The following is a 21417-nucleotide window of genomic DNA, read 5'->3' on the forward strand; positions in this document are numbered from 1 at the left end:
GTTTCAGCTATGCAACCTGTGGCAAAATCTGCCCTTCATTACTGCCTGGGAACCGCACTGCTGGCCCTGACCGCCACACCAATTCCGGCGGTCGCCGACGTCTACCAGTACGTCGATACGAACGGCACGATTTCCCTCACGAACGTCCCGAATGATCCGCGGTACCAGAAAATTATCTCCGAACTTCCTCGGGCACGCACCTCGATTTCCGACCGCGAATTGGACCCGGTGATCGCTCGTCACTCCCGCGCCAACCGGCTTCACCCTGCACTGATTCGGGCAGTGATCAAGACGGAATCGGACTTTGATCCGATGGCCGTGTCACGAGCCGGCGCCATCGGCCTGATGCAACTGATGCCGCAGACGGCGGTGCGATTGGATGTGCGGGATCTCTACAACCCTGACGAGAACGTCGGCGGGGGAACCAGATACCTGCGGCAATTGCTCGATCGGTTCAACGGAAATCTTCCCCTCGCCTTGGCCGCCTACAATGCCGGGGAAAACGCGGTGGAACGATATCAGGGGCTTCCACCGATCGAGGAAACTCGGCAATACGTCAAGAAAGTGTTGCGGTATTATCGGACGTTCCTCACGAACGACCGGCTGCCCTCCGGCTCCTACCGCGCTTATACCCCTTCAAACCAATCACGAGGCCTGCCGCCTTCTGTGGCGTCTCGTTAGCCGGCTCAGCTCCCATCACGATCTGACTGTGGTCCTGCCAGCCTGTGCCCTTCGCGTCAGGAAAATCCGACCGGTAATGGGCGCCCACACTGTTCTCGCGCCACAGAGCGGCGTCGGTAATGCACCGACCGACCTGCACCATGTTTCGCACTTCGAGAGCGGCTCTGGTCGCAAAAGGCCCTTCCAGTGTGCGCATCCAACGCGACAGCTGAGCGGAGGCGCTGATAAGGGATTCCCGCGAGCGCACCAGCCCCACCTTGCCCCACATGAGGCGCCGCAAGGAACTGCGGAGCTTTTCGGGATCGTCCAAATCCTTAACCCGTCCCCCCTCGAGTTCCTCGAGGGAGGGCAATCCACCCGGCAACGGGCTACGCCCCGCATGGGCCACAGCCGCTTGAGCGGCACGCATCCCAAACACGAGCCCTTCCAACAGCGAATTGCTGGCCAGACGGTTTGCCCCGTGGACCCCGCTGCAGGCCACTTCGCCGGCTGCATACAAACCCGGCAGCGTCGTCGCGCCATTCACGTCCGTCCAGACGCCCCCCATCATATAGTGCGCGCTGGGCGACACCGGAATCCACTCCTCGGTCATATCGATGTCGTATCGGAGGCAGGTAGCGTAAATGGTCGGGAATCGGCGTTTCACGAAAGCAGGCCCCAGATGCGTCACATCCAGGTACACATGCCGAGACCTGGTTGCCGCCATCTCAGACCAAATCGCGCGTGACACCACATCCCGCGGGGCCAGCGCTCCGTCCGGATGATAGCGATGCATGAACAATTCGCCCTTGATATTTCGTAGCTGGCCGCCCTCGCCCCGAATGGCTTCCGACAGCAGAAACGGCGGACTCGACGGCAAATACAACGACGTGGGATGGAACTGGACGAATTCCATGTCCGTCAGCATGGCGCCGGCTCTCAGTGCCATAGCCATGCCATCGCCGGTCGCATTGCCTGGATTGGTCGTCCGCGCATAGACCTGGCCCGCACCGCCGGTCGAGAGCACGACGGCGCCCGCGGCCAAGACCGTTCGCTCGCCGGTCAGTTCGTTCAATACGACGGCCCCGCAACAACGGCCGTTCTGCACGACGAGATCCGCCGTAAACCGCCGATCGAGCCGTTGAATCCGTGGTTGTCGGGATACGTACGCCATGAGCGCCCGGACCATCTCGTTGCCCGTGGCATCCCCCCGAGCCCGCAGAATCCGGCTCCGGCTATGAGCGGCCTCCCGGGTGAAGGCAAACCGCTTGCCGATCTTGTCGAACTTGGCGCCCCACGAAATTAATTCCTGGATCCGTTCGGGGCCTTCTTCGACGAGTACCCGCACGGCTTCCCGGCGACAGAGTCCGTGACCGGCTTTGAGAGTGTCGGCAAGGTGGATGGCGACGTCGTCCTCCTCGCTCAAGGCCACTGCGACACCGCCCTGGGCATACATCGAATTGCTCTCGAGGGGCTGCCCCTTGGTCAACATCAGGACACGGCCGGCGCGACCGAGCTCGATAGCGGCACGGAGACCGGCCACGCCGCTCCCCACGACGAGAAAATCTGTTTCGATCTTGGCCGCGGTTGGCTTCATAAGTTTATCGGGCGGGGGTGCCACGCGCCGGTTCTTCAGCTTGGCTGACTCGGCCGACCATGCCGAACGGCAGGTCCCCTTGGACATCACGCAAAAGGATCGACTGGGTGCCGACCCACCCCAAACGCGCGTGCCCTCGTTGACGTGTCCCGGTCTCGGTCGAATTGCGTTTCCATTGGCCCTGCCAATGGACGAACACATCGATATTGTCGCCGTCGATCAGGATGCGATCCATGGCAAATTCCAAGTGGATCTCGCGAAAATTTTCGAAATCACCTTCGATATCCCGCTGCAGTTGATCCAGGATACCGGAGGGCAAACACAGGGCGTCGAAGGCGCTTCGATCTCGTTCGACGTAGGACTTACGCAGCGACTCGACTGCTTTGTCGATGCGAAGCAGACGATCGTGATCATCTTTGTACTGGATGGTCTTACCGGAGCAACCCACGGCAAGTACGAGAGCCAAACACAGGAGCGACGGGGTGAGGGCATTGAACGCACGTATGAGTCGTGAACGCATAGCGCAGTATAGGAAGAGCCTTCAAAAGAGGTCAAGAAGTGTCGGCCGTGCGGATCATGGCTTGCTTTTTGGCCAGAAAGTCACTAGACTCCCGCGCGTAGTTTTAGGAGATTGATTGTATGGCGAGTGTCCTGAAGAAGCGCCGCAAGAAGATGCGCAAGCACAAGTACAAGAAGTTGCGCCGGCGCCAAAAGTTCTTGCGACGCAAGAGCTGAGCCGTTGGCGACATAACGTACGGAGGGATCCGTGCCCGAGGGAAAAAAAGTTCGCATTCGCGTTCGTACGGTGAACTGTACCTACGTCGGGGACTTCCTCATACCGCCGATGCGCAACCGCGTCTCCGATGCCATTAACGAGGAGCAGCGGTTGTTCATTAGCCTGACCGATGTCATGATCAATGACAAGGAGCGGTCGGACTTTGTCGCCATCAATAAGAACTTGATCGAGTCGATCGCGCAGCTGTAACCTCCCGCCTTCCCGCAGCCAGGACCCGCACCAGCAGAGTTGATCGATGCCGTCAGGCGCACAACCCCCGGATAGGCCTCCGGGAAGGAGCGTTTCGAGTCTCTATGTTCCCATTTAAGCGGTTCCTCCCCTTTCTGCGGCCCTACTTTCCCAAAATGGCGGCCGCCGCCCTCATGGTCATGGCCGTGGCTGCAGTCAATCTTGCGTTGCTGCGACTCGCCGGGACACTCTGGGACGTCATCACGGTCCAGCGCGACCAGCAGCGCATGACCGACATGATCTTGCTGTTTCTCGGCCTCGTCATTCTCCAGGGCCTGTGCTCCATGGGGCACAGCTACCTCACGACTTGGATCTCCCAGCGTGTGGTGGCGGACTTTCGAACCCACTTGTTCGCCCATCTGCAGACGTTGTCGGTGAATTTCTTTGCGAAGCGCCGCACCGGTGAATTGATGTCGCGACTCATGAACGACGTCACGGTGATCCAGAACGTCCTGACCGATACTCCGATCGATTCCGCCAAACAGATCGTGACCTTCCTCGGAGGCACGGGGTTCTTGCTGGCCATGAACTGGCAGCTATGTCTCCTCATCCTCATCCTGCTCCCCCTGCTCGTGGTGGTGGCCAAATTGTTCGGTCGGCGCCTACGCGCCCTCTCCACGACCATCCAAGATCAGGCCGCCTCGGTAAGCACGTTGGTCGAGGAAGTCATCGCCGGTATTCGAGTCGTCAAATCCTTCGTGCAGACCAAACGGGAAGAAGCGCGCTTCACGTCGCAGGTCCAAACGTCGTTGGATCTGTCGCTGCGCCGAGCTGCCGTCATGGCACTGTTTGTACCGACCATCACCTTCGTCACTTTCGCCGCCGCAGCGTCCGTCCTCTGGTACGGAGGCCGACAAGTTATCGACGGCACCGTTTCGCCCGGAGATCTCTTCGCGTTCGTCTTGTTCGCCGGCATCCTGATCGGGCCGTTCGGCTCGGCCGCGCGGGTCTTCGCGCAAATCAAGGAAGCACAAGGCGCCATGCAGCGCGTCTTTGAAATTTTGGATACGGTTCCCGAAGTGGCCGACGCCCCGGACGCCGTCGAATTACCGCCGGTCCAAGGCCACATCCGCGCGGAGGATCTTGGATTTTCCTATGATCCCCGACAACCGGTCCTGACCGACGTCTCCTTCGAGGCGAAGCCCGGCGAGTTGATCGCGATCGTCGGCCCGACCGGCTCCGGCAAGACCACCATCATCAACCTCTTGCACCGGTTCTACGACCCAACGGTCGGCCGCTTGACCATCGACGGACACGATCTTCGGCAGGTTCGCCTCGACAGCCTGTACCGGCAGGTCGCCCTGGTCCCGCAGGAAACCATTCTGTTCGGTGGAACGATTCGGGATAACATTCGATATGGACGCGAAACGGCAACGGAAGATGAGGTGATTGCCGCAAGCCGGGCAGCTCATGCGCACGAGTTCATCGTCGGGTTTCCCGATCGATACGATACCATCGTGGGCGAAAAGGGCATCAATCTCTCGGGCGGGCAACGCCAGCGAGTCGCTATCGCGCGGGCCATTCTAAAAAACCCCCGCGTGCTCCTGCTCGACGAAGCCACCTCGGCGCTCGACACCGAATCCGAACGGCTCGTGCAGGAAGCCCTAGAGCAGCTGATGGTCAACCGCACCACGTTCGTCGTCGCGCACCGACTCAGCACCATCCAGCGCGCTGACCGAATCCTCGTCATGAACAAAGGAAAGCTCGTGGAGTCGGGTACCCATGCCTCCCTGCTCGACCAGCGGGGCCTCTACCACTACCTGTACACGCTTCGACTGACGGAGATGCCGACATGAAACGCGGGACCGGCAAGAAGGGCTCCCACGATGCGCGCCAGATGTGGTCGGGAGTTATGGGCTGCCTGCTTGCCACCCTCGGCCTTGTCGGACCGGCGCAAGCCGAGCCGCCCTTGCCGCGGCCCGATCACATTGTCATCGTCATCGAAGAAAACCACTCGTACGCGCAAATCGTCGGCTCGTCGGCCGCGCCCTACTTGAACAGCCTGATCGCACAGGGCGCCCTGTTGACGAACTCCTATGGCGTCACCCATCCGAGCCAACCGAACTATCTGGCCCTCTTTGCCGGATCAACTGAAGGCATCCTCAGCAATAATTGTCCGATTAGTCTGACCGTGCCGAACCTCCGAAGTGCACTTGCGCAGGTCGGACGCACATTCACGGGGTATTCGGAGGATCTTCCCGCGGCGGGATCAACGGACTGCGTCGTCGCCTCGTACGTGCGGAAACACAATCCTTGGGTCAACTGGCAGGGCGCGCCGATTCATAATGTCCTGCCGAGCGAAAACCGAGCCTGGACCGACTTTCCGACCAACTTCGACACATTGCCGACCGTGAGCATCGTCGTGCCGAACCAACGCAACGACATGCACGATGGCGCCGACCCACAGCGGATCACCGAGGGTGACAGCTGGATCCAGGCCCGCTTGGCTTCCTACGTCCGATGGGCACAGTCACACAACAGCCTGTTGATCGTCACCTGGGATGAGGATAACGGAAAATCCGATAACCACATTCCGACGATCCTCGTCGGCCCAATGGTGCGACCGGGACAATACGGTGAGAAGACGGATCATTACGGCCTCCTGCGCACGATCCTGGAAATGTACGGAGCCAAAGCGATCGGGCTCAGCCAGCAAGCCTCTCCGATTCGGTCCCCCTGGAAGCCGCCCTCACCCTAGCCGCACCGTTTGCTTGCTGCGGCCTCGAAGCCAGCCTTTCCACAGTTCGACTAGCAGAAAGGGCGCGAGGCTCGCGCCCATCGTCACCCACCAACCTACCCAAGACATCGTGACGGCTTTGAAGATGCCTCGACTCCACGGCCACGCCAACAACAGAACTTGGAACGACGCGGATAACACGACTGCGGCCAACAGCGCCCGATTGGTCGAAACCCCGAGCTGAAAGAGCGAGTAGCGCTCATGCCGGCAGCTGAACGCATGGAACAGTTGCATGAGCACCAACGTCGTAAAGGCCATGGTTCGCGCTTCGGACGATTCACCGTCGCCCGTCGACCAGAAGAGCCCGAAGACTGTGAGCGTTGCCCCAGCCATCATTACACCCTGCACCCCCACGGTCATCAGCCGCGAGCGGTCAAGCAAGGCCGCTCGTGGGTCGCGAGGCGGCCGCCGCATCACATCAGGGTCGGCAGGATCGACCGCCAAGGCGAGCGCGGGCAATCCATCGGTCACGAGGTTGATCCAGAGAATTTGAATCGGCAGCAGCGGCAGGGGCCACCCGAACAGCGAACTTCCGAGCATGACCAACACTTCGCTGAGGTTGCAGGACAACAGATAATGAACGGACTTTCGAATGTTGTCGAAGATCCCTCGTCCCTCTTCAACCGCCGATGCAATCGATGCGAAATTGTCGTCGGTCACCACCATGTCGGCTGCTTCCTTCGTCACATCCGTTCCGGTCAGACCCATTGCCACTCCAATGTCGGCCTCGCGGACCGCCGGGGCATCATTGACCCCATCACCCGTCATCGCGACTACCGCTCCCTGGCTGCGCCAGGCCTTGACGATGCGCAACTTGTGCTCAGCCGACACGCGCGCATACACACTGATCGTCTGCACGCGGGCCGCCAGTTCCTCGTCCGAAAGTTTGTCGAGGGCAAGTCCGGACAAAGCCTGGATCGGTTCCTCCCCCAACCGGGCCTCACGGGCAATGGCCAGGGCCGTGTCCTGATGGTCTCCGGTGATCATGACGGTCCGTATGCCAGCCGCACGGCAACGAGCCACCGCCGCCATGGCCTCAGGCCGGAGCGGATCCTTCATTGCCTCAAGGCCGATAAACCGCAGGCCGCGCTCGACATACTGCACATCGCGCAAGTCTTCGGCATCCTCCACCGTTCGGCACGCCACCGCCACGACGCGCAAGGCCCGCCGGGCGAACGCGTCGTTGGCCGCGAGGATCGCGGTGCTGACTGCCGCGGACAACGCCCTCGTTTCGCCACGGACGGTGGTGTACTCGCGACACCGCTTCAGCAACACGTCCGGTGCGCCTTTGACGTAAGCGACGATGCCACGTTCAGAGCGCCGCACGACGGTCATCATCTTTCGTTCCGAATCGAACGGAAACTCTTCCACGAAGGTGGACTCCCGTTCGAGCGCCTCCTTATGCCAGCCGGCCTTAGCTGCCGCAACCAGCAAGGCGCCCTCAGTCGGATCCCCCACGACACTCCAGAGACCGTCGCTCTGCCTGAGCGAAGCGCCGTTGCAGAGCACCGCAGCCGCCAAGAGTTCACTTAGTGCACCGCCGGAGCGAGACGGAGATTCCTGCCGAGATCCAGCCCGCATCTCATGCTCTCCTTCGACCTCAACCTCGGCCTGCTCTACGATTTCACCTTCCGGCGCATAACCCTCGCCGGTAACGTGAAACGTTCGGCCATCGACGTACAGTGCGGTGACGGTCATCTCGTTCTTCGTGAGGGTTCCCGTCTTATCCGAACAGATGACGGTCGCTGCCCCCAAGGTTTCCACTGCCGGCAGGCGCCGAATCAGCGCGTGGCGACGGACCATCCGCGTCACGCCGAACGCCAACGTCATAGTCACGATTGCGGGCAATCCTTCGGGAATGGCGGCCACCGCAAGACTGACCGCCGTCAGAAACATCGCCATCGGCGGTTCTCCGCGCCACAATCCCAGGAGAAACACCACCGACACGATCCCCAATGAGAGAAGCAGCAACAGATGGCCGAAGTGTTCCAGCCGGCGCTGCAAGGGCGTCGGTTCGACCGTCGCAGTGGTCATGAGAGATGCGATCCGCCCGAGTTCCGTGCCGGTACCGGTCGACACCACCACGGCCCGCCCCTTGCCCGCCGTCACGGTCGTGCCCAGAAACAGCATGTTGCGCCGGTCGGCCAGGGGCAGCTGGTCCTGCGACAGGAACTCACTCTGCTTCTCAACCGGCGTGGACTCGCCGGTCAGGGCGGACTCCTGCGTGCGCAGGCCATGCGCGTAGAGCAGGCGCAGGTCGGCCGGCACCCGATCGCCGGCCTCGACAGTGACGATATCGCCCGGTACGAGCTCGCGCGAGGGCAGCGCGCGCCAAACGCCATCACGCAAAACCCGCGCGTAGGTGACCGCCAGGGTTTTGAGGGCCGCGAGCGAACGCTCAGCCCGATACTCTTGAACAAAACCCAAGAGGGCGTTGAGGAAGACGATCGCCAAAATGGCCACGGCATCGAGCCATTCGCCGAGCAGGCCGGAAATGACCGAAGCGCCGATCAGCACCCAGATCATGACTGTGGCGAATTGTGCGGCAAAGAGGACCCAGGGGGAGGCAGGTGGGACTTCCGGTAACTCGTTTGGCCCTCGGTCTGCCAGACGCCGATCCGCTTCCGGCGAGGTGAGCCCATCACCCAGCGAGACCTGGAGGCGGCGGGCAAGCGACTCCAGGGACTCCGTGTACCAGCACTCGGTTGTTCCCTGAGCAGAATCTACCATCCGCCTGTCACCCAAGCCCTAACCCTGCGGCAGCACAGCATCTTTCCGAGGCCTCTCTCGAGGAACCTTCCTCGTCAGACGACAAATCGGACCCCGAGACCCGCCCCAAGACTCAACCATGGAAGAAACCGACCGATAATGCGTTAGCAGCATCGCACGGATGGAAGCTCGGTCGGCCCGATGGGAAATTTCGGCCGAGTCATGGTAGCACAAGGATGATCTGCTAGAATTAGGATTGTATGGCACGCGCACACTGGTCCTCACCAAATCCGATGCCCCACCATCTCCGTCAGAATCTGCAGGAACTCCGGCACGGCCTCCTCGGGCTCCACAAGGCGCTCATCGTCTCCGAGCAGCTGACGTATGAACGAATCTACGGACGCATCGCCTCCGCTGGGGAACTGCTGCAATTGGTAATGAATGATCCCTGGTTCGCGTGGCTGCACCCACTCTCGCACCTCGTCGTCCGCATCGACGTCGCGCTCGAAGAGCAGGAAGACTCGTCCATTGAAGTGGCCCAGGGACTCCTGTCCGAAACCAGAACCCTGCTTCAACCCTCAACCGAGGGCGACGGATTCGAGCGGAGCTACTACGAAGCGCTGCAGCGGACACCCGACGTGGTCTTGGCCCATGCAAGCGTGAAGAAACTGATCTCGAGTGCCCTGACCTCAGCGGCCGCCTGACGGCCGACCTCCCACCATACTCTCGCGGCTATCCCCTCGACTGGTTCGGACCGGCTCGCATCCGGCTGTGTTTTGGTCAGGATTCATCGGCCAGGACCGGCCGTCCAGGCAGGAAGGTAACAGGACGGCCGAACCTACGTAGCCCGTTTGTCGCGAATCAACTCCTGAACCGGATAGCCGAGTCCCCTGGCATAGTCCACCAATCGGTCATACACTGCCTCGTCGAGATCGGGCTCCCTGGCAAGAATCCACAGGAACCGTCGGTCGGGCGTTCCAACCAGGGCAACGCGATAGTCGCTATCCAGCGATAGAATCCAATAGTTGCCGTCTCGGGACGGGCTATCCAACCGCGCGAACCAGTTGTCGAACGTCACGCTCAGTCTTGCCTTGCTGTCCGCCGCCACCACCGTCGCCACACCTTCCGCCGAGTGAACCTCGCCGCTCTCGGTTACGCATTCGTTGTGCACGCCGATCCGTCCGTCCGGCAACAAACTATAGCGAGCCTTGGAATCCCGGCAGTGGCGCTGGAACCACATCGGCAACCGAGCAATCTCATACCACTCCCCCACATACCGCGCGAGATCGACGGACGGCACGGTCGGAGGCGGTTCACTGGGCACCGTGGCACAACTCCATCCCACGGTGCCGGCAAGCAGGATAACGAGCGAACGCAGCACGAAGGCCGATCTCACGCTCCTGCGCCCCTCCTGCTCGAACATGACCGAAGTCGTTGGTATACCGGCCATCACTTCCTTCATGGCATCACGGATTAGAACAATGGATGGTGCGGCGAGGAAGAGAACGGCGCAGCTGTGGGGGCGTCCCCCTTGTTGCCCAAGAACCGCCATCCCCCATCCTGTTCTTTGACGAGAAAATGCACTTCCTGAAACCAGCTGTCGAGCGTCACCCGTTTCTTGGTTCCCATCTCGGTCCCATACAGTCCGCCGGTGCAGGTCACCTCGACCCTGAGATCCTTTCCCTCACCCGCCACCTTCATCGCCGAGAAGAGATGCGTGGACGACAAATCTCGATAATGCTCGAAGACCTCGCCCCAAATCCGATGGACAGAATCGACGCGCAACCCGTGGTAGTTGTAGGCAGGGGCATAAAACTCCATCAGGCTTGGAAGATCCTGGCGCTGCAGCGCCCGTTCAGCCCGATCGAATGCAGCCAGAATCCCCTGCACCGTCGGGTCGGCCCGGATCGCCGCAGGATCCATGAGTGTGGTCGTCCGCTGGACCACCGTCATGTCCGGCAGAATCTGGACTACCGCCTCTGAAGGACGGCCCGTCACAAGCGCCCCGGTACACAGTAAACCCGCGATCAGTACAGATCCTCCTCCACGACCGAGTGGATGGGAGAACCAGCCGCAATGCTTCTTGATGCCCATCCAGGTTCCTCCTGTCCCCCAAGGTGCATGATGTTAGAAATCCAACTCTGCCATCTTCCGGTGGAATCGCGACACGACGTTCGGATCCGGCGTCAATCGCACACCGGCGGCTTCCTTCCCGGCATAGGGCAACAAATTCAGCACGTGGCGCAGACTTTCCAGCCGCGCGGCCTGTTTATCGTTAGCCTTCACGATAATCCACGGGCTGAAAGTCGTATGGGTCTTGCTGAACATCTCCTCCTTGTAGCGCGTATAGGCCTCCCACAATTCCTGGGCCTTTTCGTCCACCGGACTCAGCTTCCATTGCTTGAGCGGGTTCTTTCGTCTGGCTTCGAAGCGGCTCAGCTGCTCTTCCTTGGAGATGGAGAACCAGAACTTGATGATCGTGACCCCATCCTCATACAACATATGCTCGAACTCCGGGACCTGCTGGAGAAAGCGCTGGTATTCCTTCTTGCTGCAAAACCCATTGACCGGCTCCACAACCGCGCGGTTGTACCAACTGCGATCGAAGAAGACGATTTCACCGGCATTCGGCAATTGCCGGATATAGCGTTGGAAATACCACTGCCCGCGCTCCTCGTCCGTGGGTTTCGGCAATGCGACGACCCGCATTGCGCGCGGGTTAAGGTGCTCCGTGAACCGTCGAATCGTCCCGCCCTTGCCTGCCGCATCCCGGCCCTCGACCAAAATGGCGATGCGTTTACCATCGCTTTGGATCCACCGCTGTAACTTCACCAATTCGATTTGAAGGAGGCGAAGCTCTTCCTCATAGCGAAGCGTGGCAAGAACCTCGTCGAGATTGACCGCCTGCGAGCGGAGGAGTTGAAGCAGCCCCCGCCGCGTATTCACTCGACGAAGATCCTCCATCGCCAGCTGATCCGACGACAACCGCTTCGGAGAGGGGGGCGCAGACGGCGCGTCATCCGCAAGATGTCCGTTCCCCTCGACAATCACCTGCGCTGCCTCAAGTGGCTCGGGCGAGGGTTGCCCCTGTTTCCCAGTGCCGACCCTACCCTTTTCCTCCCGCACGTCTTTGCTCCCCATAGCTCCTCCCCCTTGGCGTCCCACTTTCATTCCTTATGACACAACACGCTCACTACCATTGTCTCAACAATCGACGAGATGGACAAACAGATCCGCTCTTCTACAATGCAAACCAGGTACCCATCCGATGCAAGCACCGATCGGAGCCCCACCGCCAGGCGTAAGATATTTCATAGAGTTATGCACGCGCGAATCCTTGTAATCGACAAAAATGCAGCGGACCAGGACTGAAATACCCCAGTGCTCCAGGAACGCCTGTGGCAGGAGGCATCAGGGTTTCAAATTCTCGCATTTCCTTTGGACCGATAAACCAGCGGGGTACACTCAAGCAGCAGGCTTACCTCCCGTAAGCCTCGGAAGGATCGACTCGGATGCAGCGGAAGCGCTCACATAAGACCCTCTGCATCGGCGGGTTGCCGGTATGGAAGACCATTTTCTGTCTCATGCCCATCTTGCTTATCAGCCCCCCGGCAGGAGGGGTCGAGCCGGCGAAGCAAACAACCACCGTCGCCCTTGCGGATAAATCTTGGGGACTTGTCTTTGATGGAACCGGATACAAAGTGCAGGTCGACGGCGTCAAACCGGACGGGCGGCGCTACTTCTTTGCAACCAACCCCGCGACACTCGTCAGTATCTCCATCACAATGGAAGCGGTCCCTCAACAGGCAACAGCTGAAGGCTGTCGTCTCCATCTTGAACGTGTCACCCAGACCCCCTTCGCCAAACTGAGTCCAAGCGTCACCAGGTCCGAGGTCCGGCACCTTGCGATCATCGAATACCTCATTCCTGAGGCGGGGGGCCAACGGATCGACCAGTTGAACCTGATCGCCTGTACCGGCCATGATCAGATCTATGCGGATATTCACCTCTCGAAGTTGCGATTTCAGCCAGGTGACGAGGCTCTCCTCAGAGCCGCACTTGAACGAATTCAGCTGACCTCCACCACGGCGCCGACGAGTCTGCAACTGTTTCAGGCCGGAAGCGCGCCCTATCTCCACGGAGACTACCGCCGAGCGATCCCACACTACGAACGCGCGTTGGCCACCGAGCGAGCAACTCCGTCATTGCCACCCGACCTGTGGCGGCTGTTGATTGAGAACTTGGGTACGGCCTACAACCTCACCGACAACCCCACTGAAGCCCGGGCTATCTTTGAATACGGCGTGATGCAGGATCCCACCTTTGCTCCGTTTCACTACCATCTCGCCTGCACCTATGCGGACTTGCGGGACCCGGCCAATGCACTCCAGTCCCTCCGAGCCGCCTTCCGATTTCGGGCAGGCCAGCCCGCCGGTGCAACGCTTCCTGATCCTCGATACGAACGCTCATTCCGCACGCTGATGAACGATCCCGACTTCGCCCGATCCGTGGAATCGCTGTTCGCCACCCCAAGCTGATATCCTAGCTCCGCTCCCTCCCGGCTTGCCCGGAACCACCTCGAAGCCCCTCACAATTCTGTTGATATTTCGAACACTTGCAATAGGCAGCGCTCCGGGGGCGCTCCCGTCACGCTGTGCTCGATCACGCGCCTTCGACGCGAGGCCCGATGATTCTCCGGCCCCTCCTCGGAGGTACTGCCTCCGTGTCTGTTGAAACAGCAACCTTCTTGATAAGGTATTGCACAGTCGAATGTCAGAGGGAGGCTTTCATGTCGAAGCGCATTTCTGCCAGGGTCAAAGTCAATCGGCCGATCACCGTGCACAGCATTCGCGGAATCAGCCAAGGCACGCTCCTGGATCTTTGTCCCAATGGGGGCCGTATCGGTCAGACCGGAGCCAACGTGCACTCCGGGATGCGAGTCACATTGAGCATCCTTCTGCCGGACTCAACTGAGCCGGTTGAAATCCGGCATGCCGTGGTGTCTTGGACAACCCTCCACGAGTTCGGTGTGCAGTTTTCCAAAACCTCGCCCGACATGCTCAAACGCATCAACCAGGTATATCAACTCTTGCTGGAAGCCCAAACACCGGAGGAGCCCGAACGTGTCATTTCCCTGCCCGGGCTTGCCTTGAGGCCCTAACCGGACCCACAGGCCCCCTCCACCAACCCTCGACATCCCGATGTCCCCTCACCACACCACGCACGGCAGGCCGAAACCGCTCGGCCTGCCGCAGCCGCGCAGACCTCCAGTTCACCGTCGGATAAGATGGAACAAGACAGAAATGAGTGTCAGGCGGAGGAATAGGTAGACGTTATTAGTCTGTCGGCCGGCCTGGCGGAAGCAGTTCCGTGACCTTGTCGATCAGGGCTTGCGGGAGAAAAGGCTTTTGCAGGTAGGCGGCCTTTGCGTCCAATCCCTGCGAGTGCAGCATGTCCGCCGAGTAACCGGAAATAAACATCACCTTCAACTGCGGCACCATGGCCTTGGCACCCTCGACCAGGACAGTCACCTTCATTCTCGGCAAAATCACGTCGGTGATGAGGAGGTCGCAACCGCCTTTTCGAAGTTGCAGCATTTGCAATGCCTCCACGCCGTCGGCGGCAGCCAACACTTCATAGCCTTGATCGCGAAGAATCGCGGCCATGAGCCGGCGGATGCCCTCGTCGTCCTCCACGAGCAGAATGCTCGCACGGCTGATCGGCTGCAATCTTGCGGCTGGTGCGGCTTCCACTTCTTGCCCCTGCTTGGTCACTCGCGGCAACATCACGCTAAAACGCGTTCCACGATTCGGCCGGCTCGACACATCGATATATCCGCGGCATTGCTTGACGATACCATACACCGTCGCGAGGCCTAATCCGGTCCCCTTCCCCGGCTCCTTCGTGCTGAAAAACGGCTCAAAGATGTGCGGCAAGGTCTCGGCATCGATGCCACAACCGGAATCCTCGACCACGATCTTCACATAGGGACCCGGAACGGCGCCGGGATGAGCACTCGCATAGGCCTCATCCAGCTCCACATTTCCGGTTTCAATCGTCAAAATGCCCCCCTCGGGCATTGCATCACGCGCATTGATTGCCAGATTCAACAGGATCTGCTCGATCTGCACCGGATCGCCTAACACATGCCCGGCCTCGGGATGCAACACAATGACGGTTTGAATCTGCTCCCCGATCAAGCGCCGGAGAATATCTTCCATCTCACGAATCAACACATTCGGATTCAACTCCCGTTGTTCCAACACATCCCGCCGGCTAAACGTCAGCAGCTTCTTTGTCAACGCCGCCGCCCGGGAGCCGGCCTGGGCGATGAGTTCGATCTCCTGCCGACAGGGATGCCCGGCCAACTGCTGCATCACCCGCTGGGCATGGCCGATCACGACCATCAGCAGATTATTGAAATCATGTGCGATGCCGCCGGCCAGCCGTCCGAGGGCTTCCATCTTCTGTGATTGACGTAAGCTGAGCTCCGCCCGCTTGTGCTCGGTAATATCCGTAATGGTTTCGATCACGTGCACGCGACCGTCCGTTGTGGTCGCCTTGGACCAGTGCACGAGCACAAACTTGTTGTCTGGAAGCGCAACCTCCTGCGACACCACGCCGTCCTGCGTCAGAGCCTCCGGCATCCGACAAAACCGACAAGGCGACGATTCATTGGCAATTTTCCCATAACAGGTGGAGCCGGAAATATCCCCAAAATGCCGTTGCCCTGTCTGGTTCTGAAACTGCACCTGATGTGTGGCGGGATCAATGACGGAGACGATGACCGGCTGCGAATTCAGCAGCGTGGGGACATCGTACTGGAGATTGGGAATGGGCCGCGAGCCATGCGCCATGAAAGTCCTCGTAGCGAGCCCCGCCGGCAAGTAACACAGAGGCTACTATTCTTCTACACCATCGGATGCCAGAGTCAAGGTCTTGCTGGAATGCCCGACCCGTCCGCAGTGCCGTCTTGCAAGCCATCCATCAATTGATTACTGTGCGGAAAGAGATCCTAGAACCAAACCCGCGTACGAGCACGCCGAACCACGAATCCCACAAGCCATTCAATGATTTGCATTCCGCCGTCACGATGTAGGCCCGGATGGGCCATCGCTCTGCTGTTGAACTTCGTTACATGGATCCCCGCATGGGCCGACGAGATCGACATGGTCAACGGCGATCGTCTCACGGGCACCGTGATGAAGATGGAGGATCGCGTCCTCACCTTCCAAACCGAATATGGAGGGGAGTTGAAACTCGATTGGCTCAAAGTCCAGCGCCTGCGGACCGACAGCCCCATGCGGATTTGGCTGCCCCGAGAATCTCAAGACGTGGTGCGGGAATTTTTTCTCGGCGCGACCGACCCGAAGGAAGTGACGGAACTGGGCCCTGACGGCGAGATCCCGCTGCCGGACATCACCGCGATCAATCTGGAACCGCTTCGACTCACCGGCACGATGTCGGTGGGTGGCAATACGGCGTCGGGTAACAGCAGCACCAAGGCGTTCAACAGCGCCGTTCGGATGACGCTCCACGCCCACCGCCAACGCTTCTTGTTGGAAGGCAAATACAATTATGGGCAAGCGGGCGAGCAGGTGACCGCGAGAAATTCGCTGGCCAACTTGAAGCATGACTTCTTCCTGAGCAAAAAGGTATTCGTCGAAACCTTCGGCATGCTGGAAAAAGACACGCTGCAGAACTTGCAACTGCGGAGCACCATCGGAAGCGGTCTCGGGTATCAGTTCTACGACAGCGCCCAAACCACCCTGTCGATTGCGCTCGGTCTCGCCCACGTCGACGAACATTTCACGACCAGCCCAGGCACCCGCACCCCATCCAGCCGCTGGAACCTGCGGTGGGAACATACGCTCCTGCCGGACCGGGTCAAGGTATTCCATCGGCACGAAGGATTTTGGGACTTGGACGGGGGCAATGCCATCCGCGTAAACGCGGACCAGGGGCTGCGTGTGACAGTCTACAAAAATTTGTTCATTAATATGGAATACGACCTGCGCCTCAACACGCAACCGGCACCAGGGCGTCAACAGGTCGACCAATCGTACATCTTCGGCGTGGGCTACGAGATCCGGTAGGCTGGGACAACCCTGAATCGGCGTGGCTACACAAACTCCGGCGCGTGCTCACGCGTCGCTTCCCGCTCCGCCAACCACCCATAGAGCGCCGGCAACACAACCAGCGTCAGCGCCGTCGACGTGAACAATCCTCCCACCACCACGGTCGCCAGCGGCCGTTGCACCTCCGCGCCGATCCCCTGCGCCACGGCAAGAGGAAGCAACCCCAGCAGGGTCGTCATCATCGTCATCACAACCGGCCTCAATCTGAGGACACACCCCGTCATAATGGCCTGCTCCGGAGATCGCCCTTCGTTGCGCAATTGGTTGATATAGGACACGAGCACGATCCCGTTTCCAACGGCCAGCCCGAATAACTCGATGAATCCGATAGAGGCCGGCACGCTGAGATACTGCCCGCTCAGCCACAAGGACACGACGCCGCCGATCAGGGCGAACGGCAGGTTCAACATGATCAAGGTTGCATACCGCAGCGAGTGAAAGGCCCAGAATAAGAGAAAAAAGACGGAGGCCAGCGTGATCGGCACCACGATCAAGAGGCGCGCGTTCGCCCGCTCCATGTTTTCGAACGCGCCGCCCCAGGTGACGGTGTACCCCTCGGGAAGCCCCAGGGCGCCTGCCAGGCGCCGACGCCCTTCATCCACCACCCCGCCGATGTCCCGCCCGACCACATTGAACCCGATATAGATACGCCGCTTCACTTGTTCACGACTGATCCGTGCTGGGCCCTCCCGCATTTCGATATTGGCCAACTGGCTCAGTGGAATGGCGGCGCCCGAAGCGGAACGCACACGAATATCGCCGATGGCTGCCACGTTGTTGCGCGCAGCCTCGGGAAACCGCAGCACCAACTGAAACCGCCGCTCCCCTTCGTATACGGTGGTCGCTACCCGCCCGCCGATTGCCGTCGTCACGAGATCCTGCACATCCGACACGTTGATCCCGAAACGTGCGATCTTCTCCCGGTCGACGTCCACCGTGAGGTACGGCTGGCCGGCGACCTGCTCAACCTTCACGTCCTTCACACCCTCGATCGTCTTCATCAAATCGGCGATCTCCTCGGCCTTGTGATAGAGCACATCGAGGTCGTCGCCGAACAGTTTGATCGCGCATTCCGTGCGAATACCCGAGATCAACTCGTCCACCCGCTCCTGAATCGGCTGGCTCATGAGGACCGAGATCCCAGGGATTTCCACCAGCCGCCGGCGCACGGCGTCAACCAAGCCCGACTGCGAATGTGCCGTGGTCCAGGAAGATTTGGGGCGAAGCGTCACGATCGGATCGCTCTCATTCGGCTCCTCCGGATTGACTGCGATGTCGGGACGGCCGATCTTGCTCACGGCGGTACGGACTTCCGGAAACTCCCGCAGGACCTGATGCGCCCGTTTTTCGATCTCGATCGACTCCGACAGCGACACACTGGGCAACCGGACGATCTGCGGGGTCAAGGCGCCTTCCTCCAAAATCGGAATGAACTCCCGCCCGACGAACGGAAGCAATCCTGCACTGGCCGCCACGATCACGAGGGACGCTCCCAACACGGTGGCCCGATGGGCCAGCGCCCAAGCCAGGATCGGTTGGTACCGACGCTTCATCCAGGCCGTCAACCGCGTTTCTTCGGGATGGTCGCCTCGGAGCACGAGCGAAGCAAGAACCGGCGACAACGTCAGCGTCACGACGACCGACACCAGCAACGCAATGACCAGCGCATAGGCGAGCGGTGCGAACATTTTGCCTTCCATGCCATGAAGCGTCATCAGCGGCAGAAACACGACGCTGATGACCAGGATACCGAACAAGATGGGCCGCCCGACCTCCTTAGTCGCCTGTAAAATGACCTCAAGTTGCGAGCGTTGCTGTAGGCGGTTTTCGGACAAATGGCGATAGACGTTCTCCACCACCACCAACGATCCATCCGCGATTTCGCCGATGGCAATGGCCAAGCCCCCGAGCGTCATGAGGTTGGCGGACAGGCCAAGGCGCTGCATGGTCAGAAACGTAATCAGCGGGGTGACGAGCAAAGAAGCTGTAACGACGATGGCACTTCGCACATGGCCCAAAAAGAGAAAGAAGACCAGCGTCACCAGCACGATACCTTCGATCAGCGCATCCCGGACGGTATTGATCGCGGCGGTCACGAGCTCGATGCGATCGTAGAACGGCACCAGCGTCAGCCCGGTCGGCAGCAGCCCGTTGTGCGCAATCTCCTGCACCTTGGCCTTGACGGCCTGCACCACTTCCCTGGCGTTCCCACCGCGGAGCATCAGGACTGTGCCCGCGACGATTTCCCGCTCCCCATTGAGCAGCGCCGCACCGTGGCGGACAGCATGCCCGATCCGCACCTCCGCGACGTCCCGGACGAAAACCGGCACTCCGCCGACTTCCTTGACGACGATGCGTTCGATGTCGGGCAAGGTCTTGATCAGCCCCACCCCGCGGACGATCGCACGCTCGGCGTGCCGTTCCAACACGTTGCCGCCGGCATTGGCATTGTTGTTGCCGACGGCCTCATAGACCTCGTGCATGGTCAGGCCATACTTCCGCAGTTTCCCGGGGTCGACGAGCACTTGGTACTGCTTCACGAAGCCGCCGAGGCCGTTCACATCAATCACGCCGGGCACACCCTTCAGAAGCGGCCGAAGCACCCAATCCTGCACCGTCCGCTGTTCGGTCAGCATCCTCTCGATCTGCGATGGATCGGCCGACTGCCTGGGTTGCTCCTCGAGGTAGTACTGGTAGACCTCCCCAAGGCCGGTTGTCACGGGAGCCAGGACCGGATCGATGCCTTGCGGCAACCGCTCCTTGACGGCCATCAAACGTTCCAGCACCAGTTGCCGGGCAAAGTAGACGTCCACGTCATCGGCAAACACCACTGTCACCTGAGACAGGGCGAACTTGGATAACGAGCGAATTTCCGTCAATCCGGGCAAGCCGGTCATCTGGAGTTCGATGGGGTAGGTGATAAATCGTTCCACTTCGACCGGCGAGAGGCCTGGCGCATCCGCCAACACCTGCACCTGCACATTCGTGACGTCGGGATAGGCATCGATAGGAATGGATTGAAAAGTCGCGAGACCGGCCACGGCGCAGAGACAGAAGAGCCCGAGAACCAGAATGCGTTGACGCAGGGAAAATTCCAGCAGCGACGCGATCATGGAGTGGGCTCGATCTTGTGGATCTCCATCTCCGACTTCAAGGCGAATGCCCCCTTGACGACGATCTCTTCTCCCTCCCGTACCCCTCCGGCCACCACGACCTGGTCCTCTTGTTCATAGCCGGGCCGGACCAGGCGGGGTTCAAACTCCCCGGGAGTCTTCCGAACGAACAGAATCTGCCCGCCCTGGCCGTTCTGCAGCGCGGAGAGCGGAACGACAAGGGCATCGTCGCCGACCGTCGCAAAGACCCGAACCGTTGCAAACATCTCCGGCTTCAAGAGTCGATCCGGATTAGGCACCGTCACACGCACACGCATCGTCCGGGTGGCCGGGTCGAGCACGTCGCCGATATAGGTAATCGTGCCGGAGAAAATGGCATGGGGGTAAGCCGCCACGATCACCTCTACCCGCTGTTCGGGCCGAATGAACTGCACGTCTTTTTCCGGCACGTTCGCGACGACCCAGACATCGGAAAGATTCGCCACGGTAAAGAGCTTTTGCTGTGTTTCGACGACTTCCCCACGCGTGATATTGCGCATGATGACACGACCGGCAAAGGGCGCCCGCATCGGCACATCCGAATGGATGGTCTGCTCCCGTTCCAAGCGCTGCACTTCCTGACTGGGCACGCCGAGCAACTCCAGCCTATGGGCAGCCTCCCGCCATTCGGCCCGTACCGTCTTCATCTCCGCCTCACGCCGCTGCAATTCGGCCAGGCTGATCGCGCGATTCTGGTGAAGATCCTGGGCGCGCTCGTACGCCAGTTGCGCCTCATGGGCCTTCGCAGCCGCTTTCAGGTAGAGACCTTCGGCTTCGCCGAGATCGGCGCTGTGGAGCAGGGCCAGCAGTTCTCCCCGCTTCACGTCCTTCCCCACATCGACCACGACCTTGACCACTCGTCCGCGGATCAGGGTCGTCACCTCGGCAAGCTCATTCTCATTGGCTTGGACAGTGGCGGGGAACTCACGGCGAATCGGAAAGGTGATCTTCCTGACCGGCGCCACCTCGACGCCGGTCCGGGCCAATTCCTCTGCGGTCAATCGAACGACCCCGCCTGCCGCGCGCTGGGTCGGCGGCTGAACCGGGACGCTTGGAGACTCCCTGTCACAGCCAAGAATCCAAATTCCCCCCGCGAACAGCAGGAGGCCGAAAGTCTTGATTGAGCGGCAAAATCGGTCTACGCTAGATCGCATCATACGTTGCATCAATATGAAACAGATCCCGTTTGGATAGTATTGCCGAGGCCAACAAAGTACGTGTTCCCCTTAAGAAGAAGATACAGGAAAGCACCAGCTGTAGGCGACCGGCACAGACTGCCCAAAATTGTCACTCGATCCAGTTGTCCTATTTCGAACTATCTGACTAGACATTTCCTAGATGCGAGACAGTGATTTGTCGGTTTCCTATCGGTACGTACACGTATGATACTGAAAGGACCT

Annotated in this window: 18 protein-coding genes; 9 read left to right on the top strand and 9 right to left on the bottom strand. The window is 60.1% G+C overall.

Translation table 11 applies throughout. The features are described 5' to 3' along the window. Positions 1–9 precede the first annotated feature (9 nt). Positions 10–681 carry a lytic transglycosylase domain-containing protein gene (locus KF814_07235; protein ID MBX3235928.1) on the top strand — a complete coding sequence of 224 codons (672 nt, stop codon included), beginning with the start codon at positions 10–12 and terminating at the stop codon, positions 679–681. Here the strand turns inward: KF814_07235 and nadB are convergent. Together nadB and KF814_07245 are read right to left on the bottom strand one after the other, a co-directional pair. After that, positions 590–2257: an L-aspartate oxidase gene (gene nadB, locus KF814_07240; protein ID MBX3235929.1), complete on the bottom strand. Its 1668-nt coding sequence runs from the start codon at positions 2255–2257 to the stop codon at positions 590–592. The two genes, KF814_07235 and nadB, sit on opposite strands and share 92 nt — an antisense overlap. A gap of 4 nt (positions 2258–2261) precedes the next feature. Then, positions 2262–2777, bottom strand: coding sequence for a hypothetical protein (locus KF814_07245; GenBank protein ID MBX3235930.1), 516 nt, complete (start codon positions 2775–2777; stop codon positions 2262–2264). Positions 2778–2896: 119 nt separating this feature from the next. Between KF814_07245 and KF814_07250 the strand changes: the two genes are divergently transcribed. The 4 genes from KF814_07250 to KF814_07265 all read left to right on the top strand — a co-directional run bounded on the left by KF814_07250 (position 2897) and on the right by KF814_07265 (position 5979). Continuing rightward, positions 2897–2992 (top strand): AURKAIP1/COX24 domain-containing protein, encoded by a 96-nt coding sequence (locus KF814_07250; GenBank protein ID MBX3235931.1) that lies wholly within the window; start codon positions 2897–2899, stop codon positions 2990–2992. Between the two features lie 31 nt (positions 2993–3023). Next, positions 3024–3242, top strand: a complete 219-nt coding sequence (locus KF814_07255; GenBank protein MBX3235932.1) for a hypothetical protein — start codon at positions 3024–3026, stop codon at positions 3240–3242. Between the two features lie 104 nt (positions 3243–3346). After that, a complete protein-coding gene (locus KF814_07260) occupies positions 3347–5077 on the top strand; it encodes an ABC transporter ATP-binding protein (protein MBX3235933.1) in 1731 nt (576 codons plus the stop codon). 41 nt (positions 5078–5118) lie between these two features. Continuing rightward, positions 5119–5979, top strand: coding sequence for an acid phosphatase (locus KF814_07265; protein MBX3235934.1), 861 nt, complete (start codon positions 5119–5121; stop codon positions 5977–5979). Here the strand turns inward: KF814_07265 and KF814_07270 are convergent. After that, positions 5971–8748: a cation-translocating P-type ATPase gene (locus KF814_07270; GenBank protein ID MBX3235935.1), complete on the bottom strand. Its 2778-nt coding sequence runs from the start codon at positions 8746–8748 to the stop codon at positions 5971–5973. The two genes, KF814_07265 and KF814_07270, sit on opposite strands and share 9 nt — an antisense overlap. A gap of 239 nt (positions 8749–8987) precedes the next feature. Here KF814_07270 and KF814_07275 point away from each other — a divergent pair, with 239 nt between their 5' ends. After that, entirely contained in the window at positions 8988–9431 is a 444-nt protein-coding gene (locus tag KF814_07275; GenBank protein ID MBX3235936.1) for a hypothetical protein, read from the top strand. A 134-nt stretch (positions 9432–9565) separates the two neighbouring features. Here the strand turns inward: KF814_07275 and KF814_07280 are convergent, their stop codons facing one another. From KF814_07280 to ppk2, 3 genes are read right to left on the bottom strand one after another with little or no spacing between them, the layout of a single operon-like run. Beyond that, complete coding sequence (locus KF814_07280) at positions 9566–10177, bottom strand: lipocalin family protein (GenBank protein ID MBX3235937.1); 612 nt, start codon at positions 10175–10177, stop codon at positions 9566–9568. Between the two features lie 23 nt (positions 10178–10200). Beyond that, complete coding sequence (locus tag KF814_07285) at positions 10201–10821, bottom strand: hypothetical protein (protein MBX3235938.1); 621 nt, start codon at positions 10819–10821, stop codon at positions 10201–10203. 33 nt (positions 10822–10854) lie between these two features. After that, positions 10855–11691: a polyphosphate kinase 2 gene (gene ppk2, locus KF814_07290; protein ID MBX3235939.1), complete on the bottom strand. Its 837-nt coding sequence runs from the start codon at positions 11689–11691 to the stop codon at positions 10855–10857. Between the two features lie 548 nt (positions 11692–12239). On the opposite strand from ppk2, the gene KF814_07295 reads away from it, so the two are divergent. Beyond that, on the top strand, positions 12240–13265 hold the full coding sequence (locus KF814_07295) for a tetratricopeptide repeat protein (GenBank protein ID MBX3235940.1): 1026 nt from the start codon (positions 12240–12242) through the stop codon (positions 13263–13265). 251 nt (positions 13266–13516) lie between these two features. Continuing rightward, a complete protein-coding gene (locus tag KF814_07300) occupies positions 13517–13888 on the top strand; it encodes a PilZ domain-containing protein (GenBank protein MBX3235941.1) in 372 nt (123 codons plus the stop codon). Positions 13889–14063: 175 nt separating this feature from the next. Here KF814_07300 and KF814_07305 read toward each other — a convergent pair whose 3' ends face one another. Next, on the bottom strand, positions 14064–15584 hold the full coding sequence (locus KF814_07305) for a response regulator (protein MBX3235942.1): 1521 nt from the start codon (positions 15582–15584) through the stop codon (positions 14064–14066). 312 nt (positions 15585–15896) lie between these two features. Between KF814_07305 and KF814_07310 the strand changes: the two genes are divergently transcribed. After that, positions 15897–16823 (top strand): DUF481 domain-containing protein, encoded by a 927-nt coding sequence (locus KF814_07310; protein MBX3235943.1) that lies wholly within the window; start codon positions 15897–15899, stop codon positions 16821–16823. Positions 16824–16849: 26 nt separating this feature from the next. Here KF814_07310 and KF814_07315 read toward each other — a convergent pair whose 3' ends face one another. Together KF814_07315 and KF814_07320 are read right to left on the bottom strand one after the other, a co-directional pair. Further along, entirely contained in the window at positions 16850–19978 is a 3129-nt protein-coding gene (locus KF814_07315) for an efflux RND transporter permease subunit (protein MBX3235944.1), read from the bottom strand. Next, positions 19975–21174: an efflux RND transporter periplasmic adaptor subunit gene (locus KF814_07320; GenBank protein MBX3235945.1), complete on the bottom strand. Its 1200-nt coding sequence runs from the start codon at positions 21172–21174 to the stop codon at positions 19975–19977. The genes KF814_07315 and KF814_07320 overlap by 4 nt, the downstream gene beginning before the upstream one ends. Positions 21175–21417: the final 243 nt, after the last annotated feature.

It is taken from the genome of Nitrospiraceae bacterium, assembly GCA_019637075.1.
Classification (GTDB): Bacteria; Nitrospirota; Nitrospiria; order Nitrospirales; family Nitrospiraceae; genus JAHBWI01.

Coding starts and splice junctions, on each gene's coding strand:
- nadB (MBX3235929.1), bottom strand. CDS start 2,257: ATGAAGCCAACCGCGGCCAAGATCGAAACAGATTTTCTCGTCGTGGGG.
- KF814_07245 (MBX3235930.1), bottom strand. CDS start 2,777: ATGCGTTCACGACTCATACGTGCGTTCAATGCCCTCACCCCGTCGCTC.
- KF814_07260 (MBX3235933.1), top strand. CDS start 3,347: ATGTTCCCATTTAAGCGGTTCCTCCCCTTTCTGCGGCCCTACTTTCCC.
- KF814_07320 (MBX3235945.1), bottom strand. CDS start 21,174: ATGATGCGATCTAGCGTAGACCGATTTTGCCGCTCAATCAAGACTTTC.
- KF814_07280 (MBX3235937.1), bottom strand. CDS start 10,177: ATGGCCGGTATACCAACGACTTCGGTCATGTTCGAGCAGGAGGGGCGC.
- ppk2 (MBX3235939.1), bottom strand. CDS start 11,691: ATGGAGGATCTTCGTCGAGTGAATACGCGGCGGGGGCTGCTTCAACTC.
- KF814_07310 (MBX3235943.1), top strand. CDS start 15,897: ATGGTCAACGGCGATCGTCTCACGGGCACCGTGATGAAGATGGAGGAT.
- KF814_07295 (MBX3235940.1), top strand. CDS start 12,240: ATGCAGCGGAAGCGCTCACATAAGACCCTCTGCATCGGCGGGTTGCCG.
- KF814_07275 (MBX3235936.1), top strand. CDS start 8,988: ATGGCACGCGCACACTGGTCCTCACCAAATCCGATGCCCCACCATCTC.
- KF814_07315 (MBX3235944.1), bottom strand. CDS start 19,978: ATGATCGCGTCGCTGCTGGAATTTTCCCTGCGTCAACGCATTCTGGTT.
- KF814_07265 (MBX3235934.1), top strand. CDS start 5,119: ATGTGGTCGGGAGTTATGGGCTGCCTGCTTGCCACCCTCGGCCTTGTC.
- KF814_07300 (MBX3235941.1), top strand. CDS start 13,517: ATGTCGAAGCGCATTTCTGCCAGGGTCAAAGTCAATCGGCCGATCACC.
- KF814_07285 (MBX3235938.1), bottom strand. CDS start 10,821: ATGGGCATCAAGAAGCATTGCGGCTGGTTCTCCCATCCACTCGGTCGT.
- KF814_07250 (MBX3235931.1), top strand. CDS start 2,897: ATGGCGAGTGTCCTGAAGAAGCGCCGCAAGAAGATGCGCAAGCACAAG.
- KF814_07270 (MBX3235935.1), bottom strand. CDS start 8,748: ATGGTAGATTCTGCTCAGGGAACAACCGAGTGCTGGTACACGGAGTCC.
- KF814_07305 (MBX3235942.1), bottom strand. CDS start 15,584: ATGGCGCATGGCTCGCGGCCCATTCCCAATCTCCAGTACGATGTCCCC.
- KF814_07235 (MBX3235928.1), top strand. CDS start 10: ATGCAACCTGTGGCAAAATCTGCCCTTCATTACTGCCTGGGAACCGCA.